Annotated in this window: 17 protein-coding genes; 13 read left to right on the plus strand and 4 right to left on the minus strand. The window is 66.6% G+C overall.

Annotated features, from left to right (window positions below; genetic code table 11):
- The first annotated feature begins 20 nt into the window (after nt 1-20).
- The 4 genes from VAPA_RS12690 to VAPA_RS12705 all read left to right on the plus strand — a co-directional run bounded on the left by VAPA_RS12690 (nt 21) and on the right by VAPA_RS12705 (nt 4,083).
- Entirely contained in the window at nt 21-1,310 is a 1,290-nt protein-coding gene (locus VAPA_RS12690; RefSeq protein WP_021007172.1) for an O-acetylhomoserine aminocarboxypropyltransferase/cysteine synthase family protein, read from the plus strand.
- A 62-nt stretch (nt 1,311-1,372) separates the two neighbouring features.
- Nucleotides 1,373-1,588 (plus strand): TOBE domain-containing protein, encoded by a 216-nt coding sequence (locus VAPA_RS12695; protein ID WP_007829250.1) that lies wholly within the window; start codon nt 1,373-1,375, stop codon nt 1,586-1,588.
- Nucleotides 1,589-1,728: 140 nt separating this feature from the next.
- Complete coding sequence (epsC, locus tag VAPA_RS12700; protein ID WP_021007173.1) at nt 1,729-2,643, plus strand: serine O-acetyltransferase EpsC; 915 nt, start codon at nt 1,729-1,731, stop codon at nt 2,641-2,643.
- Nucleotides 2,644-2,715: 72 nt separating this feature from the next.
- Nucleotides 2,716-4,083: an NAD(P)/FAD-dependent oxidoreductase gene (locus VAPA_RS12705; RefSeq protein ID WP_021007174.1), complete on the plus strand. Its 1,368-nt coding sequence runs from the start codon at nt 2,716-2,718 to the stop codon at nt 4,081-4,083.
- Here the strand turns inward: VAPA_RS12705 and VAPA_RS12710 are convergent.
- Together VAPA_RS12710 and panE are read right to left on the minus strand one after the other, a co-directional pair.
- Complete coding sequence (locus VAPA_RS12710) at nt 4,070-4,765, minus strand: hypothetical protein (protein ID WP_021007175.1); 696 nt, start codon at nt 4,763-4,765, stop codon at nt 4,070-4,072. The genes VAPA_RS12705 and VAPA_RS12710 overlap by 14 nt on opposite strands.
- Nucleotides 4,766-4,778: 13 nt before the next feature.
- On the minus strand, nt 4,779-5,711 hold the full coding sequence (gene panE, locus VAPA_RS12715) for a 2-dehydropantoate 2-reductase (RefSeq protein ID WP_021007176.1): 933 nt from the start codon (nt 5,709-5,711) through the stop codon (nt 4,779-4,781).
- Between the two features lie 184 nt (nt 5,712-5,895).
- Between panE and VAPA_RS12720 the strand changes: the two genes are divergently transcribed.
- Entirely contained in the window at nt 5,896-6,453 is a 558-nt protein-coding gene (locus VAPA_RS12720) for an NADPH-dependent FMN reductase (protein ID WP_021007177.1), read from the plus strand.
- Between the two features lie 75 nt (nt 6,454-6,528).
- Here the strand turns inward: VAPA_RS12720 and VAPA_RS12725 are convergent, their stop codons facing one another.
- Nucleotides 6,529-7,176 (minus strand): FMN-dependent NADH-azoreductase, encoded by a 648-nt coding sequence (locus VAPA_RS12725; RefSeq protein ID WP_021007178.1) that lies wholly within the window; start codon nt 7,174-7,176, stop codon nt 6,529-6,531.
- Between the two features lie 130 nt (nt 7,177-7,306).
- Between VAPA_RS12725 and VAPA_RS12730 the strand changes: the two genes are divergently transcribed.
- The 8 genes from VAPA_RS12730 to VAPA_RS12765 all read left to right on the plus strand — a co-directional run bounded on the left by VAPA_RS12730 (nt 7,307) and on the right by VAPA_RS12765 (nt 14,001).
- On the plus strand, nt 7,307-8,221 hold the full coding sequence (locus VAPA_RS12730; protein WP_021007179.1) for a LysR family transcriptional regulator: 915 nt from the start codon (nt 7,307-7,309) through the stop codon (nt 8,219-8,221).
- A gap of 118 nt (nt 8,222-8,339) precedes the next feature.
- Nucleotides 8,340-8,981, plus strand: a complete 642-nt coding sequence (locus tag VAPA_RS12735) for a peroxiredoxin (protein WP_021007180.1) — start codon at nt 8,340-8,342, stop codon at nt 8,979-8,981.
- Nucleotides 8,982-9,004: 23 nt separating this feature from the next.
- Nucleotides 9,005-9,580: an RBBP9/YdeN family alpha/beta hydrolase gene (locus VAPA_RS12740; RefSeq protein WP_021007181.1), complete on the plus strand. Its 576-nt coding sequence runs from the start codon at nt 9,005-9,007 to the stop codon at nt 9,578-9,580.
- Complete coding sequence (locus tag VAPA_RS12745) at nt 9,577-10,593, plus strand: sulfate ABC transporter substrate-binding protein (protein WP_021007182.1); 1,017 nt, start codon at nt 9,577-9,579, stop codon at nt 10,591-10,593. The genes VAPA_RS12740 and VAPA_RS12745 overlap by 4 nt, the downstream gene beginning before the upstream one ends.
- A complete protein-coding gene (gene cysT / locus VAPA_RS12750; RefSeq protein WP_021007183.1) occupies nt 10,594-11,481 on the plus strand; it encodes a sulfate ABC transporter permease subunit CysT in 888 nt (295 codons plus the stop codon).
- Nucleotide 11,482: 1 nt separating this feature from the next.
- On the plus strand, nt 11,483-12,385 hold the full coding sequence (gene cysW, locus VAPA_RS12755; RefSeq protein ID WP_021007184.1) for a sulfate ABC transporter permease subunit CysW: 903 nt from the start codon (nt 11,483-11,485) through the stop codon (nt 12,383-12,385).
- Between the two features lie 18 nt (nt 12,386-12,403).
- Nucleotides 12,404-13,501: a sulfate/molybdate ABC transporter ATP-binding protein gene (locus VAPA_RS12760; protein ID WP_021007185.1), complete on the plus strand. Its 1,098-nt coding sequence runs from the start codon at nt 12,404-12,406 to the stop codon at nt 13,499-13,501.
- Nucleotides 13,498-14,001, plus strand: coding sequence for a disulfide bond formation protein B (locus tag VAPA_RS12765; protein WP_021007186.1), 504 nt, complete (start codon nt 13,498-13,500; stop codon nt 13,999-14,001). Before VAPA_RS12760 ends, VAPA_RS12765 begins: the two co-directional genes overlap by 4 nt.
- Here the strand turns inward: VAPA_RS12765 and VAPA_RS12770 are convergent.
- Nucleotides 13,998-14,690, minus strand: coding sequence for a P-loop NTPase family protein (locus tag VAPA_RS12770; RefSeq protein WP_021007187.1), 693 nt, complete (start codon nt 14,688-14,690; stop codon nt 13,998-14,000). The genes VAPA_RS12765 and VAPA_RS12770 overlap by 4 nt on opposite strands.
- Nucleotides 14,691-14,751 lie beyond the last annotated feature (61 nt).

Here is a 14,751-nt window from a genome sequence, read left to right on the forward strand (position 1 = left end):
CAGAAAAGAAAGGCAGTTGCATGTCGCAGAACTGGAAATTCGAGACTCTGTCGGTGCACGCCGGCTACTCGCCCGAGCCGACCACGCGCGCCGTGGCGCCGCCCATCTATCAAACGGTGGCCTATGCGTTCGACAGCGCGCAGCACGGCGCCGACCTGTTCGACCTAAAGGTGCAGGGCAACATCTACACCCGCATCAACAACCCGACGCAGGACGTGCTCGAGCAGCGCGTGGCGGCGCTCGAAGGCGGCATCGCGGCGCTCGCGCTGGCATCGGGCCAGGCGGCAGTGACCTATGCGATCCAGACCATCGCCGAGGCGGGCGACAACATCGTCAGCAGCACCGCGCTGTATGGCGGCACCTACAACCTGTTCGCGCACACGCTGCCGCAGTTCGGCATCACCACGCGCTTCGCGGACCACCGCGACCCGGGCAGCTTCGAGAAGCTGTTCGACGAGAAGACCAAGGCGGTGTTCGTCGAATCCCTCGGCAACCCGGCCGGCAACGTGACCGACATCGCGGCCATCGCCGACATCGCGCACCGCCACGGCGTGCCGCTGATCGTGGACAACACCGTGCCTTCGCCGTACCTGAGCCGGCCCATCGAACATGGCGCCGACATCGTGGTGCATTCGCTCACCAAGTACCTGGGTGGCCACGGCACCAGCATTGGCGGCGCCATCGTCGATTCGGGCAAGTTCCCGTGGGCCCGGCACAAGGAGCGCTTCAGGCGCCTGAACGAACCCGACGTGAGCTACCACGGTGTGGTCTACACCGAAGCGCTGGGCCCTGCCGCCTACATCGGCCGCGCGCGCGTGGTGCCGCTGCGCAACACGGGAGCGGCCATCTCGCCGTTCAACGCCTTCCTGATCCTGCAGGGCATCGAGACGCTGGCACTGCGCATGGACCGCATCAGCAGCAATGCGCTCTCTGTGGCCCAGCACTTGAAGACGCACAAGGCCGTCAACTGGGTCAACTACGCGGCGCTCGAAGACCATCCCGACCATGCATTGGCGAAGAAGTACTTCGGCGGCAGGTCCAGCGGCGTGCTGACCTTCGGCATCGGAAGCGGCCGCGAGGGCGGGGCGAAGTTCCTCGATGCGCTGAAGCTCTTCACGCGGCTCGTGAACATCGGCGACGTGCGCTCGCTGGCGACGCACCCGGCCTCCACCACGCACCGGCAGCTCTCGCCCGAAGAGCTGGCTCGGGCCGGCGTCACGGAAGACACCGTGCGCCTGTCGGTCGGCATCGAGCACATCGACGACCTGGTCGCCGACCTCGACCAGGCGCTGGCTGCCGCCGCCGGATGACCGCCTTGCCCTTGTTTCTCCTGCCCGAACCCTTCCTTCAACCCCAAAGAGAAAGAAACATCATGTCCATTCAAGCCATCAACGTCCGCAACCAGTTCAAGGGCAAGGTCCGCGAGATCATCCGCGGCGACGTCGTCTCCGAGGTCGATGTCGAAACCGCCTGGGGCATCGTGACCTCGGTCATCACCACGCGCTCGGTCGACGAGCTGCAGCTCAAGGTGGGCTCCGACGTGGTCGCGCTCGTGAAGTCCACGGAGGTTTCGATCGCCAAGCTCTGACGGACCCTCGGGCTCGCGAACAACCCGGCGCCGCGTTGGCGCCGGGTTTTTTTCCAGTTGCAGGAGCCGGGTTTTCAGTTCTTGGCACATCAGCCGCGGGCTTCTACAGTGTGGTGTACAAAACGCCCGGAGAGAAAGCCATGGCCAATTTCGAAGTAGGCGACATCGTGCGCGCGCTGCATGCCGCGCGCGAAGAGTGGCGCGACTCCCAGCGCCGCTCGCGCGAGCCCGGCACGCGCGAGTTTCCGTCGCGCGACGCGCTTGCGCAAATCGTGGAGTCGCTCAAGGGCGCGCTCTTTCCGATGCGGCTCGGGCCGCCGGAACTGCGCCATGAGAGCGAGGATTTCTACGTCGGCCACTCACTGAACACTGCCTTGCAGGCGCTGCTGGTGCAGGCGCGGCTGGAGCTCGGCTACAACGCCCGCCACGAGCCACGCCCCTCGAGCGAGATCGACGGTGTTGCCGCCGAGGCCATCCGCCGGTTCGCGAGCGCGCTGCCGCAGCTGCGCCGCCTGCTCGACACCGACGTGCTCGCCGCCTACCAGGGCGACCCGGCGGCACGCAGCGTGGACGAGGTGCTGCTGTGCTACCCGGGCGTGCTCGCGATGATCCACCACCGGCTGGCGCACGAGCTCTACAAGCTCGGGCTGCCGCTGTTGGCACGCATCGTGGCCGAGCTCGCGCATGCGCAGACCGGCATCGACATCCACCCCGGTGCGCAGATCGATGCGGGCTTCTTCATGGACCATGGCACGGGCGTGGTGATCGGCGAGACGGCGGTCATCGGCAAGCGCGTGCGCCTGTACCAGGCCGTGACGCTGGGTGCCAAGCGCTTTCCGACCGATGCCGAGGGCAATCTGCAGAAGGGCCTGCCGCGCCACCCGGTGGTGGAGGACGACGTGGTGATCTATGCCGGCGCCACCATCCTCGGGCGCGTGACGCTGGGCAAGGGCGCAGTCATCGGCGGCAACGTGTGGATCACCGACGACGTGCCCGCGGGCGCGAGCGTGACGCAGGCCAGCCTGCAGAACGCGCCCAAGGCCAGCGCGCCATAGGAATCCCCCGGAGGCCGGGCATCGGCGGCCGCGCTATGCTTCCCCGTTGTCAACTCTGTAGCTTGCCTCCGCATGTCCTTGCCTCAAGCCACTTCCTCCGCTTCTTCCATGCCCCCCGCGGCCGACGATTCCTGCGACGTACTCGTGATCGGCGGCGGACCTGCGGGCTCCACGATCTCGGCGCTGCTCGCGCAGCAGGGCCGCAAGGTGGTGCTGCTCGAAAAGGAGCATCACCCGCGCTTTCACATCGGCGAATCGCTGCTGCCGGCCAACGTGGAACTCTTCGACAAGCTTGGCGTGCGCGACCAGGTCGAGAAGATCGGCATGCCCAAGTTCGGCATCGAGTTCGTCTCGCCGGAACACGAGCACCGCAGCTACGTGGACTTTGCCGAGGGCTGGGACAAGTCGCTCGATTCCGCCTGGCAGGTGCGCCGCTCGGAACTCGACGAGCTGTTGTTCCGCAATGCCGCCACGCGCGGCGCGCAGACGCTCGAAGGCTGCAAGGTGCGCGACGTGGCCTTCGATGCCGACGGTGCCACGGTGCGGGCCGAGATGGACGACGGAGCCAGGCGCAGCTGGCGCGCCCGCTTCGTGGTCGATGCCACGGGGCGCGACACGCTGCTGGCCAACAAATTCCGCTGCAAGGAAAAGAACCCCGACCACAACAGCACCGCGCTGTTCGGTCACTTCACCAACGCCGAGCGGCTCGAGGGCAAGAAGGAAGGCAACATCAGCATCTGCTGGTTTGCGCACGGCTGGTTCTGGTTCATTCCGCTGGCGGACGGAACCACCAGTGTGGGCGCGGTCTGCTGGCCGTACTACCTGAAGACGCGCGAGAAGCCGCTGAAGGACTTCTTCCACGACACCATCGCGCTCTGTCCGGTGCTGGTGGACCGCCTGAAGCACGCCACGCTGGTCGACGACGCGGTGCACGCCACCGGCAATTTCTCGTATTCGAGCACCCACGCGACGGGCGACCGCTACCTGATGCTGGGCGACGCCTTCACCTTCATCGACCCGATGTTCTCGTCGGGCGTTTACCTTGCGATGCACAGCGCCTTCGACGGCGCCGCGCTGGTGGCCACCGCGCTCGACCGGCCGGCCGAACTGGCGCCCGTGCGCGAGAGCTTCGAGGCCATGATGCGCAAGGGACCGCGGGAGTATTCGTGGTTCATCTACCGCGTGACCAATCCGACGATCCGCGACATGTTCATGCACCCGGGCAATCCGTTCCGCGTGAAGGAAGGGCTGATGTCGCTGCTGGCCGGCGACATCTACCGGGGCACGCCGATGTGGCGGGCGCTCGGCATGTTCAAGTTTCTCTACTACTTCATCTCCATCACCCACATGCGCCGCACGTGGGCCGGCTGGAAGCGGCACCGCTTCAACATCCGCGACATGGGTGCATTGAAGGGCGAGACGGTCCTCAAGTCGGAGTAGCCGCCCGCGGGCCCCACGCCGAGCGCGAGGCGCGCAGCGTGGCCACGGCATGCGCAACGCCCGGGCCCGGACTGCCGAGCACCTCGATGCCAAGGTCCGCCAGTTCGCCCGCAACAGGTGCCATCGAGGCCTGTGCCAGAACCACCACGTCGGCCCCGATGGCGGCGCTGCGAATCGCGCTTGCCAGCATCTCGATGTAGCGGTCGGTGTCGCCGGCCTCGAAGTGCGCCCAGGCCTCGGCGACCAGAAGCACGCTCGGCCTGACACCGACGCCGGCCTGCGCGGCGGCCGAAAGAACCAGCGCGGTGGTCGGCTCCAGCGTGCTTTCGAGCGCCGCTGCAATCCGCACGCGCGGGCCGGCGCGCACGGCGCGGTCGGCCATCGCGCGGTCGATGCGCTGGGCCGTGAAGGCGCCACCCGTGGCGGTTTTTTCCGCGATGCCGCCGATGGTCGAGCAGGTGCACGCCACCACGGCGGCACCGTCGGATGCGGCCTCGCGCATGGCCTCGTGCACACGCGCTGCAAACATCGGGTTGTCGATGCCCACGGCGCGGGCTTCGTGCAGCAGTTCCTCCATCACCAGGTGGCGCACCTCCAGTTCCGGCGCGATCTCGCGGGTGAGGCGCTCGAAGGTCGGCACATGAACCTGCGCCGTGTGGAGGAAGGCGATGGCGTCAGTCATCGAGAAGAAGGCCTCAGGCCGCTTCGCGGGCGCGCCGCGCCTCGTAGGCCTTCAGGTGGACGTAGGCCGTGCGCAGCACCGAAGGCACGGGCGAAGGGGCGGTGGGCGCGCGGCCCAGCAGGTCGCCGACGATGTGGTCGGCCTCGACCGGCGCCCCGCGCACGATGTCCTTGTACATGGAGGCCGTCATCGTGGAGCCTGCGGCCGTCATGATGGCGCGGCCACGCTCGACGGCTGCCGGTCGCGGCGCGAAGCCGTTGTGCGCGGCAATGGCGCAGCATTCGTCGAAGATCGCGAGCGCCACGTCCTGTCCGCCCGCGCTTGCGATGTCGCCGATGGACGCGCGCATCAGGCTCGTGAGGCCCGCCGCCGAGGCGATGAAGACCCACTTCTCCCACATGTCCTGCGAGATGTTCTCGCTCTGCGTGGCGTCGAACTTTGCACCGGCGAACTGGGCGGCAATGGCATCGACGCGTGCCGAGCGTCCGCCCGCGCGCTCGCCGAAGCTCAGGCCGTGCATGTCGTTGAGGCGCAGCACGCGGCCTTCGTCGTCCAGCGTGGCGGAGATCATGCACAGGCCGCCCAGAACGCATTCGCTGCCAAAGCGATCGACCAGGCGGTCGATGTGCTTCATGCCGTTGAGCAGGGGAAGAATGACCGTGTCCGGGCCGACGGCCGGCGCGAACGAATCCATGGTCGAGTCGAGGTCGTAGGCCTTGCTGCCGACCACGACCACGTCGAAGGGCGCCTGGATGTCCTCGGCCAGCACGTGGGGCGGCGAGGGCAGCTGCAGGTTGCCGAACGGGCTCTGCACCACCAGTCCGGTCGTCGCGATCTGTGCCGCGCGCCGCGCTCGCAGCAGAAAGGTCACGTCGCGTCCCGCCTCCAGCAGCCGACCGCCGAAATAACCACCGAGTGCACCGGCACCCACCATCAGAAATCGCATTGTGAATTGCTCCTGAGACTAAAGGACTCGGGCGATGATGCCCGCGATTGCGCTGACCTGCTGGGCGTGCCGAAAATGCGGGCGGGGCGGAAGAGCTTTTGGGGAAAAGGTCTTGGTCGCTTCGCATAATCGTCCCGGTCATTCCTTTCCGTTCATGTTTCCCTACTTCAAAGGAGCTTCACCCATGAGCCAGACCCGAATTGCCGTGATCGTCGGCAGCCTTCGCAAGGATTCGTACAACCAGAAGCTGGCCCTTGCGCTGGCCCACCTCGCGCCGTCGGACTTCACGTTCGAGCATTTGCGCATCGACGATCTGCCCCTGTACAACCAGGACGACGACGGCAACCAGGCGCCTTCGGTGAAGCGGCTCAAGACCGAGATCGCGGCCGCCCAGGGTTTGTTGTTCGTCACGCCCGAATACAACCGTTCGTTCCCCGGCGTACTGAAGAATGCCATCGATCACGCTTCGCGTCCCTATGGCCAGAACGCCTGGGCTGGCAAGCCGGCGGGCGTGCTGGGCATTTCGGTGGGCGCCATCGGTACCGCGGTGGCGCAGCAGCATCTGCGCACTGTGCTGGCGTATCTCGATGTCCCCACGCTCGGGCAGCCGGAGGCGTTCCTTCAGGCCAAGGATGGCCTGTTCGACGACAAGGGCCACATCGGCATTGAAGGCACGAAGAAGTTCCTGCAGGGGTGGATGGACAAGTACGTGGCTTGGGTCAAGAGCCACGCGGCCGCCTGACGCGCCGGGGGGCTGCCGAATCCCATGAAAAATGCCGCCCTGGGGGGCGGCATTTCTTTTGGCTGAAACCGAGGCTCAGGCGGCCCGGGCCACGTCCTGCTGGTTGGCGGCTTCGGCCGTTGCCGCCCGGATGTCGGCGCGTGCCGTGGCCAGCGCGGCGGCCTTGGGCGCGTCGCCCATGGCAAGGCCTTCCGCACGCACGAAGCGCACGTCGGTGATGCCGAAGAAGCCGAAAACCACCTTCAGGTAGCTCTCCTGATGTTCCGCGGCCTGGCCGCCTTCGGTGGTCGAGTAGATGCCGCCGCGGCTGGACGCCACGATCACGGTCTTGCCGCCGGCCAGACCCACGGGGCCCTTGTCGGTGTACTTGAAGGTGCGGCCGATCTGCGCGAGCCGGTCGATCCAGGCCTTCAGCTGGGTCGGGACCGAGAAGTTGTACAGCGGCGCGCCCACCACGACGACGTCGGCAGCGAGGAACTGGCTCACGAGCGCTTCCGAGAGCGCGTTTTCGCGCTGCTGGGCTTCGGTCGGCTGGGCCTGCACGCCGGTCTTGATGCCCAGGGCATCGGCGCCGAAGTGCGACGGGGCGTTGGCGGCGAGGTCGAGGTACTCGACCGTGGTGTCGGGATGCGCGGCCTTCCAGGCCGCCACGATCTCGGCCGTGAGGAGGCGCGAGGTCGAATTGGCACTCAGGATGCTGGAGTCGATGTGGAGCAGCTTCATGGTCGATCACTTTCGTGTGGAGGTCGGCGCTCAAAGGTGGCCGGCGATGGCGTAATTCTATTTTTGATGCGAGTGAGCGATAAGTAGCCAAATTTTGACTACATCGTTCCATGTGCGGGACAATCGCCGCATGCAAGACCTCAACGACATGGTTTTCTTCGCCGAAGTGGCAGAGCGCGGCGGCTTTGCCGCGGCCAGCCGCGCGCTCGGCATTCCCAAGTCGCGCCTGTCGCGCCGGGTGGCCGAACTGGAGGAGCGGCTCGGCGTGCAGCTGATGCAGCGCAGCACGCGGCGCCTGTCGCTCACGCCGGCGGGCGAGATCTTCCTGCGGCATTCGGCCGCCGTGCGCGACGCGGCCCAGGCTGCGACCGAGGCGGTGGCTCAGGTGCACACCGATCCCTGCGGCACGGTCCGCCTGAGCTGCCCGATCACCATCGCCCACAGCGGGCTCGCGCAGTTGCTGCCGCGCTTCATGGAGCGCTACCCGGCGGTGCGCGTCGACCTGCGCGTCATGAACCGGCCCGTGGACCTGATCGAAGAGGGGATCGACATCGCGCTGCGCGTGCGGCCCGCCATCGAGGACAGCACCACGCTGGTGGCCAAGGTGCTGGGCACCAGCCGCGCCGTGCTCGTGGCCCGGCCGGAACTGCTGCAGCGCCTGGGCCCGGTCCGCACGCCGGCCGACCTCGAGCGGCTGCCGACGACGGCCATGTCGGCCAACGGCGAAGGCCGCAGCGAATGGCGGCTCGAGGGGCCGAACGGCGAGATCCACGTGCATGTCCACACGCCGCGCTGCGTGGCGGACGACCTGGCGACGCTGCAGCTGGTCGCGCTCGAGGGCGTGGGCGTGACGCTGCTGCCGGGCTACATGTGCCGCGCCGACGTGGAGGCGGGCCGACTCGTGCAGGTGCTGCCCGGCTGGGGGCCGGCGCCGGTGATCGCGCACATGGTCTTTCCGCAGCGCCGCGCCCTGGTGCCGGCGGTTCGCCAGCTGATCGACTTCCTGGCCGAGCACATGAGCGGGAGCCAATCGGGCATGTACTGACTGGATGGATTGGCTGCTCCTTATGCGAAAAATGCCATAACCAAACAAGTAGATATTCGTTTGGCATTGAAGTCGCACTTCGCACAATCCCAGGCTCTCATCCATTCAAGGAGCGACCATGGCGACCCTGCGACTCGGCGACACTGCCCCCAATTTCACCCAGGACTCCAGCGAAGGTCCCCTCGACTTCTACCAATGGGCCGGCGATTCATGGGTGGTGTTCTTCTCGCACCCGGCCGATTTCACGCCCGTATGCACCACCGAGCTCGGCAAGACGGCGGCGCTGTCGGGCGAATTCGCCAAGCGCGGCGTGAAGCCCATCGCGCTGAGCGTCGACCCGGCCACCAGGCACAAGGAGTGGATCGGCGACATCAACGAGACGCAGAACACCACCGTCAACTTTCCGATCATTGCGGACCACGACCGCAAGGTGGCCGACCTGTACGACCTGATCCACCCGAACGCGTCGGCCACGGCCACGGTGCGCAGCGTCTTCATCATCGATCCGAAGAAGGCGATCCGCGCGACCATCACTTACCCGGCGTCGACCGGCCGCAATTTCGACGAGATCCTGCGCGTGATCGACTCGCTGCAGCTCACCGACAGCCACAAGGTGGCCACGCCCGTGAACTGGAAGGACGGCGACGACGTGGTCATCATCCCGAGCATCCAGGACCCGGCCGAGCTCGCCGAGCGCTTCCCCAAGGGCTTCAAGGCCGTGAAGCCCTACCTGCGCATCACGCCGCAGCCGAACAGGTAAGAAGCGGGCAGGGCAGCGTCGCCATGCAGACTCGCGTGATCATCGTGCCCGGCTGGCGCGACTCCGGGCCCGGCCATTGGCAGAGCCTGTGGGAAGAGCGCATTCCGGGTGCCGCGCGGGTGGTGCAGGACGACTGGGCATCGCCCAAGCGCGAGGCCTGGGTGGCCACGCTGGCCAGGCTGGTGCTCGAAAGCCCCGGGCCGGTGGTGATTGCCGCGCACAGCCTGGGCTGCATTGCCACGGCGCACCTGCCGGCGGAGGCGGCGGCACGCATCCGCGGGGCGCTTCTGGTGGCGCCGGCCGATCCGGAGCGCCGGGCCGTGCTGTCGGACTTCGCGCCCGTGCCGTATGCGGCGCTGCCGTACCGCAGCATCGTGGTGGCGAGCAGCAACGACCCGTATTGCCCGATCCGCCTGGCCGGCGCCTATTCCCGCGCCTGGGGCAGTGAGTTTGTCCGCATGCAGAATGCGGGCCATATCAACATCGATTCGGGACATGGAGACTGGCCGCTCGGCCTCGCCTTGCTCCAGTCGTTGACCGACGAGCCCGCTGCATGGCCAGCGGGCCGTGAATTTTCAGAAACCTTGGCAACCACATGACTTCCAGATTCAAGACCTTTGCCGCCGTGCTCGCGTTGGCGTCTTCCGCACTCGCCGGCAGCAGCGCCTTCGCCCAGGGCACCACGCTGCTGAACGCCTCGTACGACGTGGCGCGCGAGTTCTACAAGGACTACAACGCGGCGTTCGTGGCCAACTACAAGAAGACCACCGGCAAGGACGTGAAGATCGACCAGTCGCATGGCGGCTCCAGCGCCCAGGCGCGCGCGGTGGCCGACGGCCTCGATGCCGACGTGGTGACCATGAACACCTCCACCGACGTCGACTTTCTTGCCAATGCCGGCATGGTCGCGAAGGACTGGAACAAGAAATTCCCCGAGAACGCATCGCCCACCACCTCGACCATGCTGTTCCTGGTGCGCAACGGCAACCCCAAGGGCATCAAGGACTGGGACGACCTGGTCAAGCCCGGCGTGCAGGTCGTGATCGTCAACCCCAAGACCGGCGGCAACGGGCGCTACGCCTATCTCGCGGCCTGGGGCTACGTCAAGAAGAAGGGCGGCACCGACGCCCAGGCGGCCGAGTTCGTCGGCAAGCTGTTCAAGAACGTGCCGGTGCTGGCACGCGGCGGCCGCGACGCGACCACCGCCTTCCTGCAGCGCAACATCGGCGATGCGCTGATCACCTTCGAATCCGAAGTGGTGTCGATCGACCGCGAGTTCGGCACGGGCAAGGTCGATTCGGTCTACCCGTCGATCAGCATCGTGGCCGAGAACCCGGTGGCCGTGGTCGAGCGCAGCACCAAGAAGAAGGGCACCGGCGAACTCGCCAAGGCCTACCTTGACTGGCTCTATTCCGAAGAGGCGCAGGAAATCGCGGCCAAGCATGCGCTGCGCCCGCGCTCGCAGGCCGTGCTCAAGAAGTACGCCGCCACCTTCAAGCCGCTGCAGCTTTTCACGGTGCAGGAACTGTTCGGCAGCCTCGGCGATGCGCAGAAGGTGCACTTCAACGACGGCGGCCAGTTCGACAAGCTCTACACGCCCGGCGCAAAGTAAATGAGCGGCGCAGTTTCTTCGGCGCTCCCGTCCGCGGGAGCGCCGCTTTCGCATGTGAACCGGGCAGGGGGTTCCAAGCGGGTGCTGCCGGGCTTTCACATAACGCTCGGCTTCTCCATTCTTTACCTGAGCCTGATCGTGCTGATTCCGCTCTCGGCGCTGGTCTTCAAGACCTTCACGCTGAGCTGGGAGCAGTTCTGGGTGGCCGTGAGCGCGCCGCGCGTGATGGCCTCGTACCGGCTCACGTTCGGCGCCTCGCTGATCGCAGCCGTGGTGAACGCGGTGTTCGGCCTGCTCGTGGCCTGGGTGCTGGTGCGCTACAAGTTTCCGGGCAAGCGCATCGTCGATGCGCTGGTCGACCTGCCGTTCGCGCTGCCGACGGCGGTGGCCGGCATCTCGCTCACGGCGCTGCTCGCGGGCAACGGCTGGATCGGGCAATTGCTCGAGCCGCACGGCATCAAGCTGGCGTTCACGCCGGCGGGCATCGTGATTGCGCTGATCTTCATCGGGCTGCCGTTCGTGGTGCGCACGGTGCAACCGGTGCTCGAGGATGCCGAGAAGGAACTCGAAGAAGCCGCCACTTCGCTGGGCGCGACGCGGCTTCAGACCTTCACGAAGGTGATCTTCCCGTCGATTGCGCCGGCGTTGCTGACCGGCTTTGCCATGGCCTTTGCCCGTGCCATCGGCGAGTACGGCTCGGTGATCTTCATTGCCGGCAACATGCCGATGATCTCGGAGATCACGCCGCTCATCATCATCGGCAAGCTGGAGCAGTACGACTATGCGGGCGCCACGGCGGTCGCGCTGGTGATGCTGGTCATTTCATTCCTCCTGCTGCTGGTCATCAACGGCTTGCAGGCCTGGCAGCGCAAGCGCGCGGGAGCATGAGATGAGTGCACCTTCCAAAGTCATCCGCCGCGCGCAGGCCGGCACCACCGAATCGGCCTGGGTGCGCTGGACGCTGATCGGCGTTGCGCTCGCGTTCATGTTCCTGTTCCTCGTGCTGCCCCTGGCCGCCGTGGCGACGGAAGCCCTGCGCAAGGGCCTGGGCGCCTATCTCGAAGCGCTGAAGGAGCCCGACGCCTGGAGCGCGATCCGCCTCACGCTGATCACGGCCGCCATCGCGGTGCCGATGAACCTGGTGTTCGGCGTGGCCGCGGCCTGGGCCATCGCCAAGTTCGAGTTCCGCGGCAAGGCCTTCCTGACCACGCTGGTGGACCTGCCGTTCGCGGTGTCGCCGGTGGTGGCGGGACTGATCTACGTGCTGGTCTTCGGCGCGCAGGGCTGGCTCGGTCCGTGGCTGGCCGAACACGACATCAAGATCATCTTCGCGGTGCCCGGCATCGTGCTGGCGACCGTGTTCGTGACCTTTCCGTTCATTGCGCGCGAACTCGTGCCGCTGATGCAGGCGCAGGGCACCGACGAAGAGCAGGCTGCCATCGTGCTCGGCGCGACCGGCTGGCAGACCTTCTGGCGCGTGACCTTGCCCAACATCAAGTGGGGCCTGCTGTACGGCGTGATCCTCTGCAACGCGCGCGCCATGGGCGAGTTCGGCGCAGTGTCGGTGGTGTCGGGCCACATCCGCGGCCAGACCAACACCATGCCGCTGCATGTGGAAGTGCTCTACAACGAGTACCAGTCGGTGGCGGCCTTTGCCGTGGCCTCGCTACTCGCCATCCTGGCGCTGGTCACGCTGGTGATCAAGTCGGTCATCGAATGGCGCCACGAACGCGAAATGAAAGCCATCGCCGAACTGCCGCCCGAGCGCCCGCCGCAAGCCTCGGCCGCCTGAGAGAGAAAGAACAAGACCATGAGCATCGAAATCCGCAACATCAGCAAGCAGTTCGGCGACTTCCGGGCGCTGAACAACGTGAACCTCGACGTCGAGTCGGGCGAGCTCGTCGCGCTGCTCGGCCCCTCGGGCTGCGGCAAGACCACGCTGCTGCGCATCATCGCGGGGCTGGAAACGGCCGACACGGGCAGCATTCTCTTTTCGGGCGAAGACACCACCGACGTGCACGTGCGCGAACGCCAGGTGGGCTTCGTGTTCCAGCACTACGCGCTGTTCCGCCACATGACGGTGTTCGAGAACGTGGCCTTCGGCCTGCGCGTGAAGCCGCGCAAGGAGCGCCCGAGTGAGGCGCAGATCAGGCAGAAGGTGACCGACCTGCTCAAGCTGGTGCAGCTCGACTGGCTGGCCGACCGCTACCCTTCGCAGCTCTCCGGCGGACAGCGCCAGCGCATCGCGTTGGCGCGTGCGCTGGCGGTGGAACCCAAGGTGCTGCTGCTCGACGAACCCTTCGGCGCGCTCGACGCCAAGGTGCGCAAGGAGCTGCGCCGCTGGCTGCGCCGGCTGCACGACGAACTGCACGTCACCTCCATCTTCGTCACGCACGACCAGGAAGAGGCGCTCGAGGTGGCCGACCGCGTGGTGGTCATCAACAAGGGCCGCATCGAGCAGGTCGGCTCCCCGCAAGAGGTGTGGGACCAGCCCGCAAGCCCTTTCGTCTACGGCTTTCTGGGCGACGTGAACCTGTTCCATGGCCGGGCCGACAACGGCGCGGTGCAGCTCGACGGCATGCGACTCGACTCGCCCGAACACAGCGGCGCGCGCGACGCCAAGGCCATGGCCTATGTGCGGCCGCACGACCTTACCGTGGAGCGCTACACCGCCGGCGCAACCGGCATCGTGGCCACCTTGTCGCGCGCCATCGTGGTCGGCCCGATCGCGCGGCTGGAACTTGAACCCACCGAAACGAATCCAGATAATCCGGGCTCCGGAACCATCATCGAGGCGCAACTCCCTGCGCAACAGTTCCGTGAACTGGGCCTGCAGGAGGGCGACACGGTTGTCGCCACGCCGCGCAAGGCCCGGGTGTTCGTAGAAGAAGATTGGGTTTCCCCTTGATCGATTGGTACTTCGGCGCGCCGCGCCGCGCGTATGGGCTGATCTGCCTGGCCTGCGTCCTGATGCTGGCCTTCGGGCTCTACCTGCAGCACGTGGTCGGCCTCGAGCCTTGTCCCATGTGCATCGTGCAGCGCTATGCGCTGGTGCTGGTGGCGCTCTTCACCGGGCTGGCCGGCGTGTTCAGGAGCCGCGGCCTGCAGGCGACGGGCGGTGTGCTGGCGCTGGTGTCAGCCATCGGCGGCGCCTACACGGCGGCAGCGCAAAGCTGGCTCCAGTGGAATCCGCCCGAGGTCGTGACCTGCGGGCGCGACCTCTACGGAATGATCGAGACCTTTCCGCTCAAGCGGGCGCTGCCGATGATCTTCCGCGGCGGCGGCGATTGTTCGAAGGTCGACTGGTCTCTGTTCGGCCTGACGCTGGCGAACTGGTCGTTCATTGCCTTCGTGGTGCTGGCGATCCTGTTGCTCGTGTTGCTGCTTCGCCGGCGTCCGGCGCGCTAAAGCGGCAGGGTATCGAAGGCCGCGTAGGCGGTCGCCAGCCAGGACTTCACGCGCTGGCGCTCCAGTAGCCCGAGCGCATGAGGTCCTTCGCGGTCGTTCACGGCCTTCCAGAAACTGGTGTTCTGCGCATCGATCTTGCGCATGCTCGCCTCGTGCAGGCGCGGCAGCGTGATCACGCGGGCGCCGTTCACGGTGGCCTTGGAGAGCGACTGCGACGCCAGCAGCATGCCGAAGTCGCTGCCGCGGCCGTAGTTCTGCACCACGATGTAGTTGGGCCGGCTGCCGAAGGTGTCGATCAGCGTGCCGAGCAGGTCGGTGGAGTCCTTGCCGTCGTCCAGCACGTGCCAGAAGTTCACGGCCACGCCCAGTTCGTCGAACACGTCGAACAGGTCCGATTCCTTGATCCAGCGCGACAGCGGCGCCAGCGTCTGGGCCGCCAGGTCGACGATGACGCTTTGCTGCGGGTTCGTCTCGAAGCCGTTCACCACGGTGTCGAGTCCCTCGAAGCTGTCGACCACGATGGGGGAAGCAAAGCCTTCGTAGAAGCGCGTGAAGGAGCTGTGCGAGCGGTCGGTGTCGAAGCCCGTGAAAGGCTTGCTGTGGTCGATGAAGTACTGCGCCAGCACGCGCGCCGTGACCGACTTGCCGACACCGCCTTTTTCGCCGCCGATGAAATTGATGGAGCTCATGAGTTGCTGCTGCCTCGAATGGGTTGAGGAGTGAAGGGCTGAATCATTCTAGGGGCCGCGT

It is taken from the genome of Variovorax paradoxus B4 (assembly GCF_000463015.1).
GTDB classification, from domain to species: domain Bacteria; phylum Pseudomonadota; class Gammaproteobacteria; order Burkholderiales; family Burkholderiaceae_C; genus Variovorax; species Variovorax paradoxus_E.

Coding starts and splice junctions, on each gene's coding strand:
- VAPA_RS12690 (WP_021007172.1), top strand. CDS start 21: ATGTCGCAGAACTGGAAATTCGAGACTCTGTCGGTGCACGCCGGCTAC.
- VAPA_RS12695 (WP_007829250.1), top strand. CDS start 1,373: ATGTCCATTCAAGCCATCAACGTCCGCAACCAGTTCAAGGGCAAGGTC.
- epsC (WP_021007173.1), top strand. CDS start 1,729: ATGGCCAATTTCGAAGTAGGCGACATCGTGCGCGCGCTGCATGCCGCG.
- VAPA_RS12705 (WP_021007174.1), top strand. CDS start 2,716: ATGTCCTTGCCTCAAGCCACTTCCTCCGCTTCTTCCATGCCCCCCGCG.
- VAPA_RS12710 (WP_021007175.1), bottom strand. CDS start 4,765: ATGACTGACGCCATCGCCTTCCTCCACACGGCGCAGGTTCATGTGCCG.
- panE (WP_021007176.1), bottom strand. CDS start 5,711: ATGCGATTTCTGATGGTGGGTGCCGGTGCACTCGGTGGTTATTTCGGC.
- VAPA_RS12720 (WP_021007177.1), top strand. CDS start 5,896: ATGAGCCAGACCCGAATTGCCGTGATCGTCGGCAGCCTTCGCAAGGAT.
- VAPA_RS12725 (WP_021007178.1), bottom strand. CDS start 7,176: ATGAAGCTGCTCCACATCGACTCCAGCATCCTGAGTGCCAATTCGACC.
- VAPA_RS12730 (WP_021007179.1), top strand. CDS start 7,307: ATGCAAGACCTCAACGACATGGTTTTCTTCGCCGAAGTGGCAGAGCGC.
- VAPA_RS12735 (WP_021007180.1), top strand. CDS start 8,340: ATGGCGACCCTGCGACTCGGCGACACTGCCCCCAATTTCACCCAGGAC.
- VAPA_RS12740 (WP_021007181.1), top strand. CDS start 9,005: ATGCAGACTCGCGTGATCATCGTGCCCGGCTGGCGCGACTCCGGGCCC.
- VAPA_RS12745 (WP_021007182.1), top strand. CDS start 9,577: ATGACTTCCAGATTCAAGACCTTTGCCGCCGTGCTCGCGTTGGCGTCT.
- cysT (WP_021007183.1), top strand. CDS start 10,594: ATGAGCGGCGCAGTTTCTTCGGCGCTCCCGTCCGCGGGAGCGCCGCTT.
- cysW (WP_021007184.1), top strand. CDS start 11,483: ATGAGTGCACCTTCCAAAGTCATCCGCCGCGCGCAGGCCGGCACCACC.
- VAPA_RS12760 (WP_021007185.1), top strand. CDS start 12,404: ATGAGCATCGAAATCCGCAACATCAGCAAGCAGTTCGGCGACTTCCGG.
- VAPA_RS12770 (WP_021007187.1), bottom strand. CDS start 14,690: ATGAGCTCCATCAATTTCATCGGCGGCGAAAAAGGCGGTGTCGGCAAG.